This is a genomic window from Pseudomonas sp. AC242 (assembly GCF_979258655.1).
Map to the genome: position 1 here is coordinate 6,364,117 of NZ_OZ409873.1, position 19,071 is coordinate 6,383,187.

The 19,071-nt window shown below is 60.2% G+C and carries 20 protein-coding genes; 9 read left to right on the plus strand and 11 right to left on the minus strand.

The annotated features are described in order from the left end of the window. Positions 1-271: 271 nt before the first annotated feature. Together ACZZ0A_RS28600 and ACZZ0A_RS28605 are read left to right on the plus strand one after the other, a co-directional pair. On the plus strand, positions 272-1,036 hold the full coding sequence (locus ACZZ0A_RS28600; RefSeq protein WP_007915905.1) for an SDR family oxidoreductase: 765 nt from the start codon (positions 272-274) through the stop codon (positions 1,034-1,036). 200 nt (positions 1,037-1,236) lie between these two features. Further along, positions 1,237-2,142, plus strand: a complete 906-nt coding sequence (locus ACZZ0A_RS28605; protein ID WP_007915907.1) for a cation diffusion facilitator family transporter — start codon at positions 1,237-1,239, stop codon at positions 2,140-2,142. Positions 2,143-2,251: 109 nt separating this feature from the next. On the opposite strand, the gene ACZZ0A_RS28610 is transcribed toward ACZZ0A_RS28605, so the two are convergent. The 7 genes from ACZZ0A_RS28610 to ACZZ0A_RS28640 all read right to left on the minus strand — a co-directional run bounded on the left by ACZZ0A_RS28610 (position 2,252) and on the right by ACZZ0A_RS28640 (position 7,581). Further along, entirely contained in the window at positions 2,252-3,385 is a 1,134-nt protein-coding gene (locus tag ACZZ0A_RS28610) for an AGE family epimerase/isomerase (protein WP_007915908.1), read from the minus strand. A gap of 199 nt (positions 3,386-3,584) precedes the next feature. Beyond that, positions 3,585-4,157 carry a HupE/UreJ family protein gene (locus ACZZ0A_RS28615; protein WP_007915909.1) on the minus strand — a complete coding sequence of 191 codons (573 nt, stop codon included), beginning with the start codon at positions 4,155-4,157 and terminating at the stop codon, positions 3,585-3,587. A 27-nt stretch (positions 4,158-4,184) separates the two neighbouring features. Beyond that, on the minus strand, positions 4,185-4,799 hold the full coding sequence (gene ureG / locus ACZZ0A_RS28620; protein ID WP_053116815.1) for an urease accessory protein UreG: 615 nt from the start codon (positions 4,797-4,799) through the stop codon (positions 4,185-4,187). A gap of 12 nt (positions 4,800-4,811) precedes the next feature. Then, positions 4,812-5,486 carry an urease accessory protein UreF gene (locus ACZZ0A_RS28625; protein WP_007915911.1) on the minus strand — a complete coding sequence of 225 codons (675 nt, stop codon included), beginning with the start codon at positions 5,484-5,486 and terminating at the stop codon, positions 4,812-4,814. Further along, a complete protein-coding gene (gene ureE / locus ACZZ0A_RS28630) occupies positions 5,483-5,983 on the minus strand; it encodes an urease accessory protein UreE (protein WP_007915912.1) in 501 nt (166 codons plus the stop codon). Before ureE ends, ACZZ0A_RS28625 begins: the two co-directional genes overlap by 4 nt. 300 nt (positions 5,984-6,283) lie before the next feature. Then, positions 6,284-6,916 carry a TetR family transcriptional regulator gene (locus ACZZ0A_RS28635; protein WP_007915913.1) on the minus strand — a complete coding sequence of 211 codons (633 nt, stop codon included), beginning with the start codon at positions 6,914-6,916 and terminating at the stop codon, positions 6,284-6,286. 155 nt (positions 6,917-7,071) lie between these two features. Further along, complete coding sequence (locus tag ACZZ0A_RS28640; RefSeq protein ID WP_463544036.1) at positions 7,072-7,581, minus strand: hypothetical protein; 510 nt, start codon at positions 7,579-7,581, stop codon at positions 7,072-7,074. 384 nt (positions 7,582-7,965) lie between these two features. Here ACZZ0A_RS28640 and ACZZ0A_RS28645 point away from each other — a divergent pair, with 384 nt between their 5' ends. Next, the gene (locus ACZZ0A_RS28645) at positions 7,966-10,041 is read left to right on the plus strand and encodes an AsmA family protein (RefSeq protein ID WP_414893217.1); all 2,076 of its coding nucleotides are present in this window, start codon (positions 7,966-7,968) and stop codon (positions 10,039-10,041) included. A 149-nt stretch (positions 10,042-10,190) separates the two neighbouring features. On the opposite strand, the gene ACZZ0A_RS28650 is transcribed toward ACZZ0A_RS28645, so the two are convergent. Next, positions 10,191-10,724 (minus strand): ferritin-like domain-containing protein, encoded by a 534-nt coding sequence (locus tag ACZZ0A_RS28650; RefSeq protein WP_007915920.1) that lies wholly within the window; start codon positions 10,722-10,724, stop codon positions 10,191-10,193. Between the two features lie 90 nt (positions 10,725-10,814). Then, a complete protein-coding gene (locus ACZZ0A_RS28655; protein WP_463544037.1) occupies positions 10,815-11,744 on the minus strand; it encodes a LysR substrate-binding domain-containing protein in 930 nt (309 codons plus the stop codon). Between the two features lie 108 nt (positions 11,745-11,852). Between ACZZ0A_RS28655 and ACZZ0A_RS28660 the strand changes: the two genes are divergently transcribed. From ACZZ0A_RS28660 to ACZZ0A_RS28670, 3 genes are all read left to right on the plus strand, one after another. Continuing rightward, positions 11,853-12,491 (plus strand): FMN-dependent NADH-azoreductase, encoded by a 639-nt coding sequence (locus tag ACZZ0A_RS28660; RefSeq protein ID WP_095113521.1) that lies wholly within the window; start codon positions 11,853-11,855, stop codon positions 12,489-12,491. After that, complete coding sequence (locus ACZZ0A_RS28665; RefSeq protein WP_463544038.1) at positions 12,492-12,797, plus strand: DMT family transporter; 306 nt, start codon at positions 12,492-12,494, stop codon at positions 12,795-12,797. A gap of 91 nt (positions 12,798-12,888) precedes the next feature. Continuing rightward, on the plus strand, positions 12,889-13,767 hold the full coding sequence (locus tag ACZZ0A_RS28670; protein WP_007915924.1) for an esterase/lipase family protein: 879 nt from the start codon (positions 12,889-12,891) through the stop codon (positions 13,765-13,767). 109 nt (positions 13,768-13,876) lie between these two features. On the opposite strand, the gene ACZZ0A_RS28675 is transcribed toward ACZZ0A_RS28670, so the two are convergent. Next, positions 13,877-14,764: a DMT family transporter gene (locus tag ACZZ0A_RS28675; RefSeq protein WP_463544039.1), complete on the minus strand. Its 888-nt coding sequence runs from the start codon at positions 14,762-14,764 to the stop codon at positions 13,877-13,879. Between the two features lie 96 nt (positions 14,765-14,860). Between ACZZ0A_RS28675 and ACZZ0A_RS28680 the strand changes: the two genes are divergently transcribed. The 3 genes from ACZZ0A_RS28680 (at position 14,861) to ACZZ0A_RS28690 (ending at position 17,450) form a co-directional block, all read left to right on the plus strand. Further along, positions 14,861-15,655, plus strand: coding sequence for an AraC family transcriptional regulator (locus ACZZ0A_RS28680; protein WP_016985402.1), 795 nt, complete (start codon positions 14,861-14,863; stop codon positions 15,653-15,655). Positions 15,656-15,718: 63 nt separating this feature from the next. Continuing rightward, positions 15,719-16,024 (plus strand): PsiF family protein, encoded by a 306-nt coding sequence (locus ACZZ0A_RS28685; protein WP_038360460.1) that lies wholly within the window; start codon positions 15,719-15,721, stop codon positions 16,022-16,024. A gap of 412 nt (positions 16,025-16,436) precedes the next feature. Next, the gene (locus ACZZ0A_RS28690; protein ID WP_007915933.1) at positions 16,437-17,450 is read left to right on the plus strand and encodes an AI-2E family transporter; all 1,014 of its coding nucleotides are present in this window, start codon (positions 16,437-16,439) and stop codon (positions 17,448-17,450) included. A 123-nt stretch (positions 17,451-17,573) separates the two neighbouring features. Here ACZZ0A_RS28690 and ACZZ0A_RS28695 read toward each other — a convergent pair whose 3' ends face one another. Then, on the minus strand, positions 17,574-18,848 hold the full coding sequence (locus tag ACZZ0A_RS28695) for an Hsp70 family protein (RefSeq protein ID WP_007915935.1): 1,275 nt from the start codon (positions 18,846-18,848) through the stop codon (positions 17,574-17,576). Between the last annotated feature and the right edge of the window lie 223 nt (positions 18,849-19,071).

The window sequence follows — 19,071 nt, forward strand, 5'->3', positions numbered from 1 at the left end:
CACTTCAGGGTCAAGCAAAAAACTTTCTATTTCGCCCGCAAAGCCTTGTGTGGCGCGGCTTTGCGCGTTTGCACTTGCCCCCGGAAACTGTGGAAGGGACTGTGGATAACATGCGTGCACATGGCTACAGGCCACGGTTGCTATAGCGTTGGTGCGATTGGTTGTTTTTTGTACAGCTTGTGGGTGTTGCCCGTGAATGCGCGGGCGGGCATGCTGCCTGCTGATTTTCTATTCCAAGGGCTGCCCCGGCGGTCGAAGCAAGGAGAACACGATGTCCAACACCCTGTTTATCACCGGCGCGACGTCCGGATTTGGTGAAGCCTGTGCCCGCCGTTTTGCCGAGGCTGGCTGGAAACTGGTGCTGACCGGTCGTCGTGAAGAACGCCTCAATGCGCTGTGCGCCGAGCTGTCGAAGCAGACCGAAGTGCATGGCCTGGTGCTCGATGTGCGCGATCGCAAGGCGATGGAGGAGGCGATTGCCAACTTGCCGCCATCGTTCGCCAAGCTGCGTGGCCTGATCAACAACGCAGGTCTGGCACTGGGCGTGGACCCGGCGCCGAAGTGCGATCTGGACGATTGGGACACCATGGTCGACACCAACGTCAAAGGCCTGATGTACGCAACCCGCCTGCTGCTGCCGCGCCTGATTGCCCATGGCCGTGGCGCCGGCATCGTCAACCTTGGCTCCATCGCGGGCAACTATCCGTACCCGGGCAGCCACGTGTATGGCGCGACCAAAGCGTTCGTTAAACAGTTCTCGCTGAACCTGCGTTGCGACTTGCAGGGCACCGGTGTGCGGGTCAGCAACATCGAGCCAGGACTGTGTGAGAGCGAGTTCTCGCTGGTGCGTTTTGCTGGCGATCAGGAGCGTTACAACGCGACTTACGCCGGTGCCGAGCCGATCCAGCCGCAGGACATCGCCGAAACGATTTTCTGGGTGATGAATGCGCCGGCGCACATCAACATCAACAGCCTGGAATTGATGCCGGTGAGCCAGACCTGGGCCGGGTTTGCCATTGAGCGCAATAAGGCCTGACACCGCGTTAAGGCCAATCGCTGGCAAGCCAGCTCCCACAGGTTTATTGGCGTACACAAATCTTGTGAACGGCTCGATACTTGTGGGAGCTGGCTTGCCAGCGATGAGGCCAGAACAGGCAAAAAATGGCGATAAGGTAAACTCCCCTCGCAACAACCCAACCGCACCCCGCGGTTTTCAAGGTTTTTCGAGGAGTCAAAGTGAGTAACCGAGGTGAGCAGGCACTGCTCAAACAATCGACCATTCTGATGTTGGCTGTGGCGATTGCCGGGATCGTCACCGGTTTTGTTTCTGGTTCGCAATCCATCCTGTTCGATGGTTTTTTCTCGCTGATCGCAACGTTCATCAAAGTCCTGATGTTGATCACGGCCAAGTTGATCGCCAAGGAAAGCAATCACCGTTTCCAGTTCGGTTTCTGGCACCTGGAGCCGATGGTGCTGCTGATCGAAGGCAGCTTCCTGATGTTGATCGCGATCTACGCGTTTCTCAACGGCGTGTTTGGCATCATCAACGGTGGCCGCGAGATCGAACTGGGGCTGGTGATCATTTATGCGGCGGTGTTTACCGTTGTCGAGTTCGCTTATTTCTTCTACGTGCGTCGGCGTAATCGCAAGCTCAAATCCAGCCTGATCCAGTTCGACAACATCAGCTGGCTAGTGGACGCGATGCTGTCCGTGGGCCTGTTGATCAGTTTCCTCGCGGCGTTGCTGCTCAAGTCCCAGGGCTATGGCGAGTGGGCAGTGTATGTCGACCCGTTGATCCTGATCGTGCTGGCGCTGACCATGTTGCCGCCAGCGTTCAAGATCCTTGGCCCGGCCTTACGCGATGTGCTGGGGATTGCGCCGGATACACTGGATGATCAGGTCCGGCAGGTGATGGAGGCGGCGAAAACCGAGCATGGTTTCGATGATTACGTGTCGTACGTGCAGAAGCACGGACGGGCACGGTTTATCGAGATTCATGTGGTGTTGCCGGCGGATTATGCGTTGAGCAATGTCGGACAGCTGGATGCGTTGCGCGAGGAGATTTCGGCGAAACTGGGCAAGCCGGATGCGGCGCGATGGTTGACCATCAGCTTTACCGGGGACAAGAAGTGGATTGCCTGAAGACCGCGTAACGGCCATACGTCGGATCGCCGCCCGGAGCAGGCTCACTCCTACATTTGGAATGCGTTCCCCTGTAGAAGTGAGCCTGCTCGCGATAGCTATTTATCCGTCAGCGCAGATATTCAGCCAGGCCGCTATAGCAAGTCGCCAAGTGATACGGCGTAGTCGAAGGCATGTCCTTGCGGCTAACCTCGCCCAACTCATCCCGACACTCATGCCAGCCACCCGCATGCAGGAATCGCTGCTGCAACGCCTGCAACTGGCGCAGCACCACCGCTTCACTGCCCTGACGCAAGGTCAGCGCGCGCAGATATTCCGCCTGAGCCCAGATCCGCTGGGTCGAGTCTCGCGGGCGTCCGTCCATTTCCAGATCGAGCATTGCCCGCACCGCGCCGGATGGCTGCACCACACCGTATTGCTCGGTGAACGCAAACGCTCGATCCAGTGCGGCGTGCAATTTCGAACCGCGCAACAACGGCGACGATTCGAGCAGGAAATACCATTCGAACTGGTGCCCCGGCTCATACCAGTTATCCACAGCGCCGAGCGGCTTCTCCATCAACACGCCATATTGCGGATCGACGAACCGCTTGTGCATGGCTGTGCATAACTCCAGCAGTGCTTTCTGCGTCTGGGCATCTTCGCGCACGGCAAGGGTCGCGAGGAATGCTTCGGCCAGATGCATCAACGGGTTTTGCAGCGGACCGGTTTGCAGGGTGATCCAGTCGCGTTCCAGGCAGGCTTCGTACAATCCATCGCCGGTGGCGAAGCGTCGGCCAATGATTTCCAGGGCCGCGTTCAGCGTCGACTCGACCAGCGGATCGCCGGACTTTGCCCAGTAATGCGCGCAGGCAAACAGGATAAACGCGTGGGTGTAGAGATCCTTGCGCTGATCCAGCGGCTTGCCCTGCGCATCGATGCTGTAGAACCAGCCGCCATGATCGGCATCATGAAAGTGCCGTTGCAAGGAGCGGAACAGCGCCGCCGCACGGACTTCAGCGTTATCCACAACTCCGATCAGACTGGAAAACAGATACAGCTGTCGCGCACAGGCCATCGCCCGGTAGCGCTGCGGTGGCAGCGGCTGATGCGCGGCGTCCAGCGCCTCATAGGGCAACGCCATGTCGGCGTTCCAGCCCGGGCCTTGCCAGAGCGGCACGATCACGTCGACGAAGTGCTGTTGCACAGCGCCAAACAGGGCGGTCAATTCAGGCAGGGAGGTGGAGCGGGAAGCGTGGGGCATGGGCGGACGTCGTCACGGCTGGGGCGATTGCGCGACATGGTAGCAGAGCGGCGGCCGTTAGAGTCTTGGTGTCTGATCGGCCGTCATCGCTGGCAAGCCAGCTCCCACAGGTGATTGGGTAAGTCCACAATTGTGTGAACACCAAATATCCTTGTGGGAGCTGGCTTGCCAGCGATGAGGCCGGTACAGGCGATGGAGATTAGCCTGCCAGCAGCCAGGCGCCTGTTATTGCTGAGGCAGCACCTGCAAGGCGCACCAACGGTGCCGCAGCCTTAGGCAGGAAACGCACTACTGCATAACCCGCCGCATGCAGTGCAGCTGTCGCGGCCACAAAACCCGCCGCATACGCCCAAGGACTGCTCATGTCCGGCAGTTCCAAGCCATGCGCCACGCCATGGAACAGCGCAAACACCGCCGTCGCCACCACCGCCATGACCAACGGCGGACGCACCGCCAGTGCCACGGCCAAGCCCAGCGCCAACACTGACGCGGCAATCCCGCTTTCCAGCGCCGGCAGTTCCAGCCCTTCAAACCCGAGCATGCCGCCAATCAGCATGGTGCCGACAAACGTGCACGGCAGCGCCCAGCGCGCCGCGCCTTGCTGCTGCGCGGCCCACAGACCGACAGCGACCATCGCCAACAAATGGTCGAGGCCGCCGATCGGGTGGCTGATACCGGCGATCAAACCGCTGTCGCCATGCCCCGGATGAGCGAAGGCCAATGCCGGAGTCAGCAATAGCGCCACAGCGCCAAGAATACGTTTGAGTGTCATGAAGAAGCTTCCTTGTTGAAAATTAAATCAGGCTGCGGTCAGCAGGCCTTGGCGTTCGATGAAGGCGATGATGGCTTCAAGGCCTTGGCCGGTTTTCTGGTTGCTGAAGACGAACGGCTTGCCGTTGCGCATGCGTTTTGTGTCGCTGTCCATCATCTCCAGCGAGGCGCCCACCAGCGGCGCGAGGTCGATCTTGTTGATCACCAGCAAATCGGATTTGCAGATCCCCGGCCCGCCCTTGCGCGGTAGCTTGTCGCCGGCCGAAACGTCGATCACGTAGATGGTCAGGTCGGACAGCTCCGGGCTGAAAGTCGCCGAGAGGTTGTCACCACCGGATTCCACCAGGATCAGATCCAGTCCCGGAAAACGCCGGTTCAGTTGATCGACCGCTTCCAGGTTGATCGAGGCGTCTTCGCGGATCGCCGTGTGCGGGCAGCCACCGGTTTCCACGCCGATGATCCGCTCCGGCGCCAAGGCTTCGTTGCGCACGAGAAAGTCGGCGTCTTCGCGGGTATAGATATCGTTGGTGACCACGGCAAGGTTGTAGCGCTCGCGCAAGGCCAGGCACAGGGCCAGAGTCAACGCGGTTTTGCCGGAACCGACCGGGCCGCCGATGCCGACGCGCAGAGGTTGTGTGTTCATCGAGTGTTTCTCCTAAGAACGGAAGAGTCGGCTGTACTGGCGCTCGTGGGCCATGCACGCCAGGGACAGACCAAACGCGGCGCTGCCCATGTGTTCGGGATCGATTCGGCTGGCGTCCTGCTGCGCCTGTTGCAGCAGCGGCAGCAGTTCGCTGGTCAGGCGTTGCGCGGCTTGCTGACCCAGCGGCAGGGTTTTCATCAATACGGCGAGCTGGTTTTCCAGCCAGCTCCACAACCACGCGGCGAGCGCGTCCTGCGGGTTGATACCCCAGGCGCGCGCGGCCAGCGCCCAGCACAGGGCCAGATGCGGTTCAGTGCATTGATCGAGAAAGCTGCGGGCGGATGCGTCGAGTTCTGGCAAACCGTTGAGCAACTGCTGCAACGAATAGCCCATCTGCCGGCTCTCCAGATGCAACTCGCGCGTCTCGCGACTGGCGCGATGGCTTTCGCAAAGGATCTGCAAATCAGCCCACTGTTCATCCGCCGCCGCCTGGCAATGCGCGAGCAATAGCGGCGCTTCGAAGCGAGCGAGGTTGAGCAGCAACTGATCGCTGATCCAGCGCCGCGCGCTGTCCGGGTTGTTGACGCGGCCGTTATCCACGGCCATTTCCAGGCCTTGTGAATAGCTGTAGCCACCAATCGGCAGCTGCGGACTGGCCAGGCGCAGCAGCGCCCAGGCCGGATTCACAGGCGTACGCCGAACTGATGGAGTTTCGGCGCGTAATTGAAGTCTTCGTCGCCGTGGCGTGAATGGTGATGGCCGCCGCCATAGGCGCCGTGCTCCGGCTGGAATGGCGCTTCGATCGCTTCGACCTGCGCACCAAGCTGTTCCAGCATGGCTTTGAGCACGTAGTCGTCGAGCAAACGCAGCCAGCCATCGCCGACTTGCAGGGCGACGTGGCGGTTACCCAAGTGATAGGCAGCGCGGGTCAGTTCGAAGGCGTTGGCGCAGGTGACATGCAACAGGTGTTCGGGACGGGCGCAGACGCGGACGATGCGGCCGTCTTCAGCCTGTAGGCATTCGCCGTCATACAGCGGCGACTGACCGCGCTCCAAAAACAACCCGACGTCTTCGCCCTCGGCACTGAAACAGCGCAAACGGCTTTTGCTCCGTGCTTCGAAGGTCAGGTGCAACTCGGCGGCCCAGACGGGTTGAGGGTCGATTCTGCGGTGAATCACCAGCATCGGAAAGCTTCCAGCTATGGACAATACTCTGGCTAGAGCAAGGGCCTTGCCAATCGGACGAGATGTAGGAAATCCCTGTCGGAGCGTAGTGGATGTTTCAAGATGTTGCGGGAATATGAAAGGTTTTGGTGCGTGAAGATTTTTTAATGCACCAAATGGAGGCTGTGGCGCCGCACCTTTGTAGGAGTGAGCCTGCTCGCGATAGCGCAGTGTCAGTCAGCAAATATGTAGCTGTTAAACCGCTATCGCGAGCAGGCGAAGGCCTACAGGGGACCGGATGTATCAGTAAGGAAGAGGTTGTTACTCGGTACTGCCTAGCCCTTGCCAGTGCTTGAGGCCGATAAAGATAAAGCGCAGTTGCTGGGTAATCTTCGCCTGCGGCGTCAGATGCTCCGGCAGGGCTTCGGCGGGCGGGTCGATGATGTCGGGGAGGGTAGCGAACACCGATTTGACGATCAGGTCAGCCATCACGCTCAAACCGGCGGCATCCAGATGCTGCAGTTTGGGCATCATCGTCAGGTCGGCCGCGAGGTCGGAACTGATGTTCTCGCGCAAGCGCCCGATCGCCTGGCGCACCGGCAGCGAACCGCCGTACTGCTCGCGCGCAAGAAACAGGAATTGCGAGCGATTGGCGCTGACCACGTCGAGGAAAATCCGCACCGAGGCGTCGATAATGCCGCCCATGACGAATTCGTTGTGGCGCACCAAGCGAATGGTTTCGCGGAAGGTCTGGCCGACTTCGCTGACCAGCACCAAGCCTAACTCGTCCATATCGGCAAAATGCCGGTAGAAACCGGTGGGCACAATCCCGGCGGTTTTCGTCACTTCACGCAGGCTCAGGCTGCCGAATCCTCGGCCGCTTTCCATCAGGTGGCGGGCAGCGTCCATCAAGGCGTTGCGGGTCTGTTGTTTCTGTTCGGCGCGGGGCAGCATCGCAGGGTGTGTTCTTTGGCAGGACAAGCGCCGCACTCTAGCAAATCGGCTTTGTCGGCGTCGAACGGGAGGGCATGCAGCGGAAGATTTTATCGGGACGGAAAAGTCAAAAGCCCAATCCGTGGATTGGGCTTTTTTTCGAGGCCGCCATGGGCTTAGCTCAAAGCGCTGTTGCGTTCGATCACACGGTCACCACCACCTTCGGCAAGGGTCTGGCCTTGTGGAGTGCGATCGCCGCCATCGGAAGCCAGGGTCTGGCCTTGTGGGGTGCGGTCGCCGCCGTCAGAAGCCAGGGTCTGGCCTTGTGGAGTGCGGTCGCTACCGTCGGACGCCAGGGTCTGGCCTTGTGGGGTGCGGTCGCTACCGTCGGACGCCAGGGTCTGGCCTTGTGGAGTGCGGTCGCTACCGTCCGACGCCAGAGTTTGACCTTGAGGAGTCTTGTCGTAGCCGTCTTGAACCAGACCTTTCTCTTCCAGGCGATCGCGGCCGCCTTCAGCCAGGGTCTGGCCTTGTGGAGTACGGTCCGAACCATCAGCTGCTACGGTTTGGCTGAATACCGAGTGGCTGGATTTAACTTGCGGAGTCGCTTGGTCGGCAGCGGGCAGGGCGAAAGCAGTGCTGGCTAGCATCGACAGGGTAAGGCTGAGCAGTAATTGGCGTTTCATGATGGGTTGCTCCTTGGGAGGGCGATAAAGTGGGTACGAGGGCAATGCTACTCTCGATAAGTCGATATAAAAGTTCATAAACGCAATGGTAATAATCAACAGAATTGATTGTTCTGCCGGGAGGCTCTAGATCGCGGCTTTCCGGCCGACGGTTTTGCACCGAGGTGGGTATTTCCGACTCACTCGCGCCTCGCAAAAGTGCGGTCGCGGTAACACTGTTCGACTGATTGGTCAGATTTCGCGCGACTTTTTGCGCAGTAATCGGCCTTTCGATTAAACCTGCGGCTGGTTTGCCAGTCGTAGATTTCATGAGGGCCGCTTTGGCCCGCCGTTTCAGCCGTGCGCCGCAGTCTTTGCGTGCGGTCGTGATCAGGAGCTTTGTGCATGACGCGCACTGGAAAAATCTTCAGCTGGACCTTCGCCATCCTCGTGCTGCTACTGGCCGTGCTGGTATTGATCATCGTGTTCTTCGACTGGAACCGGATCAAACCGCCGCTCAACGCCAAAGTCTCGGAAGAACTGCACCGACCGTTTGCCATCAACGGCAATCTCGCGGTGATCTGGCAGCGCGAGCCGGACGAGGGTGGCTGGCGCGCGTGGGTGCCGTGGCCGCACGTGGTCGCCGAGGACTTGAGCCTGGGCAACCCGGACTGGTCGAAGCAACCGCAGATGGTCACGCTCAAGCGCGTTGAGCTGCGTATCTCGCCGCTGGCGCTGTTGGCGCAACGGGTGGTGATTCCGCGCATCGACCTGACCGAGCCCAATGCCCAGTTGCAGCGTCTGGCCGATGGCCGCGCCAACTGGACGTTCAAGTTCGACCCGAAAGATCCGAACGCTGAACCGTCGAACTGGGTGGTCGACATCGGCGCGATCGGGTTCGACAAGGGGCACGTCACCCTCGACGATCAGACACTCAAGACCAATCTCGATGTGCTGATCGATCCGCTGGGCAAGCCGATCCCGTACAGCGACATCGTTGGTGCCAAGGCGGCGAAAACCGCGCAGGACAAGGGCGGTGCGCCGCAGGATTATGCGTTTGCCTTGAAGGTCAAAGGCCAATACCACGGGCAGAACCTCACCGGCCAAGGCAAGATCGGCGGGTTGCTCGCTTTGCAGGATGCGCGCAAGCCATTCCCGCTGCAGGCCCAGGCGAAGATCGGCGACACCAGCATCGAACTGGCTGGCACGCTGACCGATCCGCTCAATCTCGGCGCCCTCGATCTGCGCTTGAAACTGGCCGGCGCCAGCCTCGGCAATCTCTATCCGCTGACCGGCGTGACCCTGCCGGATACGCCACCGTACGCCACCGACGGCCATTTGATCGCCAAGCTGCATGACGAGGCCGGGGCGAAATTTACCTATGAGCAGTTCAACGGCAAGATCGGCAGCAGTGATATTCATGGCGACCTGACCTACGTCGCCAGCCAGCCGCGACCAAAACTCAGCGGCGCGTTGCTCTCCAATCAACTGTTGTTCGCTGACCTCGCACCGCTGATCGGCGCCGACTCCAATGACAAGCAAAAGGCCCGCGGTGGCGAGAGCAAACAGCCGGCCGATAAAGTGCTGCCGGTGGAAGAGTTCAAGACTGATCGCTGGCGCGCGATGGACGCCGACGTCGAGTTCACCGGCAAGCGCATCGTCCACAGCGAGAAACTGCCGTTCAACGATCTTTATACCCACCTGAAACTCAACGACGGCGAACTCAGCCTGGAGCCGCTGCGCTTCGGTGTCGCTGGCGGTAATCTCGATGCACAGATTCGCCTCAATGGCCGCACCGAACCATTGGAAGGCCGGGCGAAGCTGACTGCGCGTAGGTTCAAACTCAAAGAGCTGTTCCCGACTTTCGAACCGATGAAGACCAGTTTTGGTGAGCTGAATGGCGACGCCGATATCACTGGTCGCGGCAACTCGGTGGCCAAGCTGCTGGGCGGGGCCAACGGCAAGTTGAAGATGCTGATCAACGACGGCGCGATCAGCCGTGAGCTGATGGAACTGGCCGGGCTCAACGTCGGCAACTATGTGGTCGGCAAGATCTTTGGCGACAAGGAAGTGAAGATCAACTGCGCAGCCGCCGACTTTGACATCAAGACCGGTCTGGCGACCACGCAGTTGTTTGTCTTCGATACCGAGAACGCGATCATCTATATCGACGGCACGGCGAACATGGCCACCGAGCAACTGGATCTGACGGTAACGCCGGAATCCAAGGGCTGGCGTTTGATCTCCCTGCGTTCGCCGCTGTATGTGCGGGGCAAGTTCATCAAGCCGGATGCCGGCGTGAAGGCCGTGCCGCTGATGTTGCGTGGAGCGGGGATGGTTGCGTTGGGCGTGATTGCCGCACCGGCGGCGGGGCTGTTGGCGCTGGTGGCGCCGAGTGGCGGTGAGCCGAATCAGTGCGCGCCGTTGCTGGAGCAGATGAAGGCGGGCAAGGCGCCTGTCACCGTAAAACCGACCAAGTAATCGGTGCTCGCGAAGGCGATTTTCTGATCGTTCCCACGCTCTGCGTGGGAATGCCTCAACGGACGCTCCGCGTTCGGCAATAAAAAGGCACGCGGAGCGTGCCGGGCTGCATTCCCACGCGGAGCGTGGGAACGATCAGTCGTCAGGGGTTACAGGTCGTTCAGGATGTCAGCCATGTCATCGGCATGTTCTTCTTCCTGCGCCAGAATATCTTCGAAGATACGCCGCGTAGTCGGGTCCTTCTCGCCGATGTACTGAATGATCTCGCGATAGCTGTCGATGGCGATCCGCTCGGCAACGAGGTCTTCGTAGACCATCTCTTTGAGGGTGTTGCCGGCCACATATTGCGCGTGGGACATTTTCGACAGCAGGTCGGGGTTGAACTCAGGCTCGCCGCCTAATTGCACGATGCGCTCGGCCAGACGGTCGGCGTGCTCGGCTTCCTGGGTGGCGTGCTCGAGAAACTCTTCGGCGGCCACATGGGCTTTCACGCCATTGGCCATGAAATAGTGGCGCTTGTAGCGCAGCACGCAGACCAGTTCAGTGGCCAGCGATTCATTGAGCAAGCGCAGCACCTCTTCACGGTCGGCGCTGTAGCCCTCGGTGACGGCGCCATTCTCGACATGTTGGCGCGCACGGTCGCGCAAGGTTTGAACATCTGACAGATGCAGGTCGTCGCTCATTTCGATCTCCTGGAGGCTAATCCGATTGTCGCCACGTTCTGCGGACGCGGTCGCTACCTAAGCTGTGAGTCATGAGCGTTGCAAAAAGTTTTACCCGATTTGCTGCGACGTTGGCACCAGTCCCGAGCGCTGCGCTTCGTCGCGCAACCAGGCAAAAAACGCCCGCACCGGCGGATGCCGCTCACGCCCCGGCACACACAACGCGCTGTAACCGGCGCCATCGACCTGAACCTCGCCCTTGTACGGCACCAGCAAACCGCTGGCGACGCTCTCCGACACCAGAATATTGCTCGCCAGCACCAGCCCTTGCCCGGCGATCGCCGCTTGCAGGGCGTAATGTTCTTCATCGTATTCGCGGATCGCCGGTTGCTGGTTCAGCCAGTTTTCCTCGGCCTTGGCGCACCACGCTTCCCAGCCATGGGCATACAGTTTCGAGTTGTGCCAGCGCACGCTGATCAACGTTGGCGTACGCCGCGCTGACAGCGCCACTTGCTCGGGCGAGCCATAAACGCCGAACGATTCATCGAACAGGCACAGACCGTACAGGTTCGGGTAGTCGTCGAGGCTGTAGCGCAACACCAGATCGACGCTGGCGTCCTGATGCAGATCGATGACTTCGCAGTGGGTGTCGAGGCGCACGTTGATGTTCGGATGCTGCGCATAAAAGCGTCCGAGGCGCGGCACCAGCCACAACGCGGCAAACGCGGCGGTGGTCGATAGCGTCAGCGTGCTGGCGTTGCGCTGCGGGCGCAGGGTATCGACGCTCTGCGCCACTTCCAGCAATGCGCCGTGCAGGCTGCGAAACAGGCGCTCGCCGCCCTCGGTCAGGCGCACCTGGCGTGGCAGGCGTTCGAACAACGCGAGGCCGAGCCAGTCTTCCAGCGACCGGATCTGGTGAGAAATCGCCGTGGGCGTGACCGACAGTTCTTCGGCGGCAGCCTTGAAACTGAGCAGCCGTGACGCCGATTCAAAAGCGCGCAGGGCGGTGAGAGGCAGCGAGGCGAACATTGAAAACTCCATGGATGAAATAAACTCATCCAGACTGACTTTTGCTCATTTGAGGCTTAGGGGTGACACCTGCAATCTGCAACGACACGCCAACTCAAGTCTAGCCTCAAGGAGTTTCAGATGAGTAAAATTCTTGCGATCCATGCCAGCCCACGTGGCGACCGTTCCCATTCGCGGCGTCTGGCGGAACATTTTCTCAGTGCCTGGCAAGTGCGTCATCCGCAGGCGCAAGTGACTCGCCGCGAGGTCGGGCGGGCACTGATTCCGGCGGTCAACGAAGCCTTTGTCGCCGCCGCGTTTTATCCACAGCCTGAAGCACGCCCACTGTCGATGCAGGCCGATCTGGCCCTGAGCGATCAATTGGTTGGCGAGTTGTTCGAGCACGACCTGCTGCTGATTTCCACACCGATGTACAACTTCAGTGTGCCCAGCGGCCTCAAGGCCTGGGTCGATCAGATCGTGCGCCTGGGGCTGACCTTCGATCACACGCTGGACAATGGCGTCGCCCAGTACACGCCTTTGTTGCAGGGCAAGAAAGCCTTGATCGTCACCAGTCGCGGTGGCTTCGGCTTCGGTCCGGGTGGTGAACTGGAAGCCTTGAACCACGCCGATCCATGGTTGCGCACGGCGCTGGGTTTCATCGGCATCAATGACGTCAGCGTGGTCGCAGCCGAGGGCGAAGAGTCCGCCGAACGCACTTTCGCGGTATCGGTGGCCGAGGCGGAGCAGCGTTTGCTCAGCCTTGCCCGGGAGTTCTAGGTGGCCTGGCTGTTCTTGCTGATCGCCGCCGGGTTTGAAGTGACCTTCGCCATGGGCATGAAGTACGCCGAGGGCTTCACCCGGCTGTGGCCCTCGTTGACCGCGGTGATTGCGGCGGTCGGCGGGATCTACTTCCTGACCCTGGCGATGCGCGAGCTGCCGGTGAGCATCGCTTACCCGATCTGGACCGCGATTGGTTCGCTGGGCACGGTGTTCCTCGGCTTTGCCCTGTTGGGTGAGAGCCTGACGCTGGTCAAACTGGTTTCGGTAGGGCTGATTGTGGCGGGGGTGGTGGGCCTGAAGTAGGCTGGTCGTTGAGTTGTCATGATCAGGGAGGATGCTTGGCGGGCGTTTTGCACGTCTGGCATCCACTCACCGACCACAAGGATGTTTGCCCATGTCGACGCGTTATCCATTGGTGTTGGTGCCCGGAATGCTCGGGTTTATCCGGCTGGTGCTCTATCCGTACTGGTACGGCATCGTCAAGGCACTGCGCCGGGGTGGTGCGACGGTGATTGCGGTGCAGGTGTCGCCGCTCAACTCCACAGAGGTGCGCGGCGAGCAGTTGCTGGCGCGCATCGATGAGGTCTTGCGCGAAACCGGGGCGCAAAAGGTCAACCTGTTCGGCCACAGTCAGGGCTCATTGACGGCGCGCTATGCGGCGGCGAAGCGGCCGGATCTGGTGGCCTCGGTGACGTCGGTCGCCGGGCCGAATCATGGTTCGGAACTGGCCGACTATCTGCAAAAACATTACCCGGCGGACAGCGCCAAGGGTCGTGTGCTTGAGGCATTGCTGCGTTTTGTCGGCTGGCTGATGGCGCTAATGGAAACCGGTTACCACGGGCCGAAACTGCCGGTGGATATTCACGCCTCGCATCAATCGCTGACCACTGAGGGCGTGGCGCTGTTCAACCAGCGTTATCCACAGGGCTTGCCGGAAACGTGGGGCGGGCACGGGCCGGAAGAGGTCAACGGCGTGCGCTATTACTCGTGGTCGGGGACATTGCAGCCGGGCAAGACGGATCGTGGCGGCAATCTGTTTGACGGGACGAATCGAAGTTGCCGGTTGTTTGCGAAAACGTTTGTGCGTGAACCGGGGCAGTGCGATGGGATGGTCGGGCGGTATAGCTCGCATCTGGGCACGGTGATTGGTGATGACTATCCGCTGGACCACTTCGATATCGTCAATCAGTCGCTGGGGCTGGTCGGCAAGGGTGCAGATCCGGTGCGACTGTTTGTCGAGCATGCGGCGCGGCTGAAGGCTGCAGGCCTTTAGGATCAAAAGATCGCAGCCTGCGGCAGCTCCTACGGGTTCAGTGTCGAACACAAATTTTGTGAACGCCCCGAACTCATGTAGGAGCTGCCGCAGGCTGCGATCTTTTCCATCAGGCAACGCTGATTCGGCGGCCCAACATGGTCGTCCAGCGCTCGGAAAGAATCACCCCGCCCAATGTCAACAACCCGCCCACCAAGTGATACATCGCCAACTGCTCCTTCAACACCACCGCCGCAATCAGCGCGGTAATCAATGGCAGCAGGTTAAAGAACAACGTCGTGCGGCTCGGCCCCAGACGCTGCACAGCCTGCATCCACGCCAGCGGCGCGAGCATCGACGCCAGCAGGCACGCATACAGCACCAGCGGAATGTTCTGCAGAGTCAGCCCGGTCTTCGGCGAAGCTGCGTATAGCGGAAACAACACGACAATCGCCACCAGCACCTGCAAATACAGCAACACCAGCGGCGGCAGGCGCAGCTGCCATTTTTTCAGCAAAGTGCTGTAGATCGCATACGCGAGGGTCGCGATCAGCATCATCGCATCACCCATGTTCACGCCGTGTTGCAGCAAAGCGCCGAGGCTGCCGGAGGACACCACCACCAGCACACCGGCAAACGACAACACCGCACCGACCAGTGCCCCCGCCGTCAGGCGCTGACCGAGACTGATGATTGCCATGGCCAGCGACATCAACGGCATCAGCGACAGGATGATGCCCATGTTGGTGGCGGTGGTCAGGGTTGCGGCGAAGTAGGCGAGGCTTTGATACACCGCCATGCCGAGTACGCCGAGGATGAAAATCTTGCCCAGGTTCGGGCGGATCTGCGGCCAGTGCGCGATCACCGCTTTGAGCATGAACGGGGTGAACAGCAAACCGGCGAGGAGCCAGCGATAGAAACCGATCTCGGCGGGGAAGATTGCCCCGACCGCGAGTTTGTTGATCACGGTATTGCCGGCCCAGATAAAAATCGCCAGCAGCGGAAACGCGTATTGCATGAGTTGAAACCATTACGTTGATGAAGGGCGATTATCCCTTGTCTGGATGCAGGCCTATACTTCGAACCGGACAACCTGCCTCTGAAACCGGACAGCATGAACAGCAAACACATCGATCTGCTGGATTTCAGCGAACTCCCATCGGCGGTGTACTTCCGCTACGCCGACTTCAATGCCCATGAATACGCCGCGCCGCATCGCCATCCGTGGGGCACGCTGGAGTACGCCGCTCATGGCGTGCTGCACATGGACGTCGACGGCAGCCGTTTCATGTCACCGCCACAGTACGCGGTGTGGGTACCGCCGCAGGTCGAGCACAGTTTCTACAGCCATCAACCGGTCAACTATCGCGCGGTGTGCCTTGACCCCAAGGTCTGCGCCGAACTGCCCAAGCGCGCCTGTACCCTGGCGATCAGCGACATTCTCAAGGCGATTCTCAAAGACTTCGCCGCCCGTGACGTGAAGATCCCTGAACTCGATGCCGATCAGCGTCTGGCTCAGGTTCTCGTCGATCAACTGCAACAGGCGCCAGTGCACGAATGCTATCTGCCGTACGCGAGCAGTCCGGGGTTGCTGGCGATTCTCGAAACCTTGCAGGCCGAACCGGGCAACAATCAGCCGCTGGCGCATTGGGCGCTGCAGGTGCACGTCAGCGAACGCACGCTGGCCCGGCAATTCGTTCGGGAGCTGGGGATGAGTTTCGGCGAGTGGCGCCAGCGTCTGCGTTATCTCGCCGCGATCGAGGCGCTGGAAACTTCACGCAGTGTGCAGGAGATCGCCTTCGACCTCGGTTACAGCAGTGGCTCGGCATTTATCGCCATGTTCGCGCGGCAGGCCGGGTGCACGCCGGAACAGTATCGCCGTAGCCATCTGGAAGGCAGGAAGGTGTAACAGGATTTGGCTACACTTCAGCAGAGGTCGCACCCATCGGTGCGGCGACAAGGAGAAAACTCCATGAAGATGTTGCGTGTGCCTTTGTTGATGATTGGTTTGCTCCTGTGTTCCCAAGGTTTCGCCGCCACGGCGCAACAGAACAAAATGACCACCTGCAATGCCGATGCGACCGCCAAGAGTCTGAAAGGCGATGAGCGCAAAACCTTCATGAGCACCTGCCTCAAGGCAACGCCAGCGGCCAACGATGCCAAGGCCCTGACCCCGCAGCAGCAGAAAATGAAAACCTGCAACGCCGATGCCGCCACCAAAGCCCTGACCGGCGATGCGCGCAAGACGTTCATGAGTGATTGCCTGAAGAAAAAATAACCTGGTTCTGTGGGGGGCGCCCTCACCCTAACCCTCTCCCAGAGGGAGAGGGGACTGACCGCGGTGTCTCAAGAAACTCGTCGACCTGAAAAAACCGGTCGATTATGGATTCCATGGCGCTATTTCAGGTCACCGGGTATCCAGAGCATCCCCCAATCGGTCCCCTCTCCCGGAGGGAAGAGGGGACTGACCGTGTTGTTTTCAGATATCCATCGACCTGAACTATCTGGCCGATTCTGGATTCAATACAGGACTGGCAGGTCGCCGGATTTTTTCGCCATTCCTCGATCGGTTCCCTCTCCCTTTGGGAGAGGGTTAGGGTGAGGGGACCTGAAGCACCGCATATCCCTAGTGCTCCCCCCGGAACGCTGGCAGACTGCCAATCCTTTTACGCCGTTCGTTTTGAGGCTGTATGCCAACGTTTTCTGAGCGTCATGTAGTGTTCTGGGTCAGTTGCATCATCATTTTCGGCGGTTTGCTGCTGGTGCTACCGTTGCGCTTGTTGCCGAGTCTGCTGGCCGGGCTGTTGGTATTTGAACTGGTCAACATGCTCACCCCGCAACTGCAACGGCTGATCGAAGGCCGCCGCGCGCGTTGGCTGGCGGTGGCGTTGCTCGGCACTTTGGTGGTGAGTGTGCTGGCGTTGATCTTCGCCGGCGCGATCAGTTTTCTCCTGCATGAAGCGGAAAACCCCGGCGCTTCCCTCGACAAATTCATGGGTGTGGTCGACCGCGCGCGCGGGCAATTGCCGCCGTTCATCGACGCCTATCTACCGGCCAGTGCTGCCGAGTTTCGCGTGGCGATTGGCGAGTGGATGAGCAAGCACCTGTCTGACCTGCAACTGGTCGGCAAAGACGCCGCACACATGTTCGTCACGCTGCTGATCGGCATGGTGCTCGGCGCGATCATTGCCTTGCAGCGCATCCCCGACGTGACCAAGCGCAAACCGCTGGCTGCGGCCCTGTTTGATCGCTTGCACTTGCTGGTGCAGGCCTTCCGCAACATTGTCTTCGCGCAGATCAAGATTTCCCTGCTCAACACCTTCTTCACCGGGATCTTCCTCGCGGTGATCCTGCCGATGTTCGGCATCAAGTTGCCACTGACCAAAACCCTGATCGTGCTGACCTTCCTGCTCGGCCTGTTACCGGTGATCGGCAACCTGATGTCGAACACGCTGATCACCATCGTCGGCCTGTCACTGTCGATCTGGGTGGCGATTGCCGCGCTGGGCTATCTGATTTTTATCCACAAGCTCGAGTACTTTCTCAACGCGCGCATCGTTGGCGGGCAGATCAGTGCCAAGTCGTGGGAGTTGCTGTTGGCGATGCTGGTGTTCGAGGCCGCGTTCGGCCTGCCGGGGGTGGTGGCGGGGCCGATTTATTATGCGTACCTGAAGAGTGAGTTGAAGTTGGGCGGGATGGTCTAACCACTCCGTGATCGTTCCCACGCTCTGCGTGGGAATGCATCCCGTGACGCTCCGCGTCACAACCTCAACAGCGGACGCAGAGCGTCCATGGCGACATTCCCACGCAGAGCGTGGGAACGATCATCAGTTCATGGCGCCGTAGCGTTTCATCGCTTCAATCGCCAGACCGCTACCAATGCTGCCAAAGATATTCCCTTCAACATGCCGCGCATTCGGCAACATCGCCGACACGCTGTTGCGCAGCGCCGGAATCCCGCTCGAACCACCGGTGAAGAACACCGTATCGACCTGATCCACCGCCACACCGGCATCGTTCAGCAACTGTGTGACACTGCCGCGTACCCGCTCCAGCAACGCGTCGATCGCCGACTCGAACAGCGCGCGCGTCAATTCCACGCTCAGTCCGGCCTCGATCCGGTCCAGCGGCACATGGCGGCTGTCGGTGTGGGTCAGCTGGATCTTGGTTTCTTCGACTTCCATCGCCAGCCAGTGCCCGGCGCGTTGTTCGATCAACTTGAACAGGCGATCGATGCCGCCAGTGTCTTCGATGTCGTAGCGCATGCTGCCCAGCGCCAGGCTGGATTTTTGCGAGTACACCGAGTTGATGGTGTGCCAGGTCGCCAGGTTCATGTGGTGGCTGGTCGGCATGTAGGCGCCGCTCTTCATGCGGCTGCCGTAGCCGAACAGCGGCATCAGACCTTGCAGGCTCAGCTGTTTGTCGAAATCGGTCCCGCCGATGTGCACACCGCCGGTGGCGAGGATGTCATCGTGACGGTTATCGAGGCCACGACGCTCGGGCGACAGGCGCACCAGCGAGAAGTCGGAGGTACCACCGCCGATGTCGACGATCAGCACCAGCTCTTCTTTTTCGATGGTCGACTCGTAGTCGAAGGCGGCGGCGATCGGTTCGTACTGGAACGACACGTCCTTGAAGCCGATCTTGCGCGCCACTTCGACCAGGGTGTCTTCCGCTTCCTGGTCAGCCAGCGGATCGTCATCGACGAAGAACACCGGACGCCCGAGCACCACCTGCTCGAATTCCCGACCAGCGGCGGTTTCCGCACGGCTCTTCAACTGGCCGATGAACAGGCCGAGCAGGTCCTTGAACGGCATCGCCGTGCCGAGCACGCTGGTGTCGTGCTTGATCAGCTTGGAACCGAGCAGGCTTTTCAGCGAGCGCATCAGCCGGCCTTCGTAGCCTTCCAGGTACTCGTGCAGCGCCAGACGGCCGTAAACCGGGCGGCGTTCCTCGATGTTGAAGAAGACCACCGACGGCAGGGTGATCTTGTCGTCTTCCAGCGCGATCATCGTTTCCATGCCGGGGCGCAGCCAGCCGACGGTGGAGTTGGACGTGCCGAAGTCGATGCCGCAGGCACGGGCTGGAGAGGCGTCTTTCATGTCTTTCGGTTCCGGTCAAAAAAACGGCCGCGCAGTGTATGTCAGTGCGCGCCAGAATCGAAGGCCGGTCATCTGCTATTTCACGACTAAACTGGTTGAAAATCGCAGCTTCGCCCCAAACTTGCTGGCATGGGCCGGCAGAACCACCGGCGGTCGCAAGAACCGCCGTCCACTGCCGATAAACTTCTGCTGCGCCACCCGGTCACAACCTTGAGATCGGTCA

Coding starts and splice junctions, on each gene's coding strand:
- ACZZ0A_RS28600 (WP_007915905.1), top strand. CDS start 272: ATGTCCAACACCCTGTTTATCACCGGCGCGACGTCCGGATTTGGTGAA.
- ACZZ0A_RS28610 (WP_007915908.1), bottom strand. CDS start 3,385: ATGCCCCACGCTTCCCGCTCCACCTCCCTGCCTGAATTGACCGCCCTG.
- ACZZ0A_RS28615 (WP_007915909.1), bottom strand. CDS start 4,157: ATGACACTCAAACGTATTCTTGGCGCTGTGGCGCTATTGCTGACTCCG.
- ureG (WP_053116815.1), bottom strand. CDS start 4,799: ATGAACACACAACCTCTGCGCGTCGGCATCGGCGGCCCGGTCGGTTCC.
- ureE (WP_007915912.1), bottom strand. CDS start 5,983: ATGCTGGTGATTCACCGCAGAATCGACCCTCAACCCGTCTGGGCCGCC.
- ACZZ0A_RS28635 (WP_007915913.1), bottom strand. CDS start 6,916: ATGCTGCCCCGCGCCGAACAGAAACAACAGACCCGCAACGCCTTGATG.
- ACZZ0A_RS28640 (WP_463544036.1), bottom strand. CDS start 7,581: ATGAAACGCCAATTACTGCTCAGCCTTACCCTGTCGATGCTAGCCAGC.
- ACZZ0A_RS28645 (WP_414893217.1), top strand. CDS start 7,966: ATGACGCGCACTGGAAAAATCTTCAGCTGGACCTTCGCCATCCTCGTG.
- ACZZ0A_RS28650 (WP_007915920.1), bottom strand. CDS start 10,724: ATGAGCGACGACCTGCATCTGTCAGATGTTCAAACCTTGCGCGACCGT.
- ACZZ0A_RS28655 (WP_463544037.1), bottom strand. CDS start 11,744: ATGGAGTTTTCAATGTTCGCCTCGCTGCCTCTCACCGCCCTGCGCGCT.
- ACZZ0A_RS28660 (WP_095113521.1), top strand. CDS start 11,853: ATGAGTAAAATTCTTGCGATCCATGCCAGCCCACGTGGCGACCGTTCC.
- ACZZ0A_RS28670 (WP_007915924.1), top strand. CDS start 12,889: ATGTCGACGCGTTATCCATTGGTGTTGGTGCCCGGAATGCTCGGGTTT.
- ACZZ0A_RS28675 (WP_463544039.1), bottom strand. CDS start 14,764: ATGCAATACGCGTTTCCGCTGCTGGCGATTTTTATCTGGGCCGGCAAT.
- ACZZ0A_RS28680 (WP_016985402.1), top strand. CDS start 14,861: ATGAACAGCAAACACATCGATCTGCTGGATTTCAGCGAACTCCCATCG.
- ACZZ0A_RS28685 (WP_038360460.1), top strand. CDS start 15,719: ATGAAGATGTTGCGTGTGCCTTTGTTGATGATTGGTTTGCTCCTGTGT.
- ACZZ0A_RS28690 (WP_007915933.1), top strand. CDS start 16,437: ATGCCAACGTTTTCTGAGCGTCATGTAGTGTTCTGGGTCAGTTGCATC.
- ACZZ0A_RS28695 (WP_007915935.1), bottom strand. CDS start 18,848: ATGAAAGACGCCTCTCCAGCCCGTGCCTGCGGCATCGACTTCGGCACG.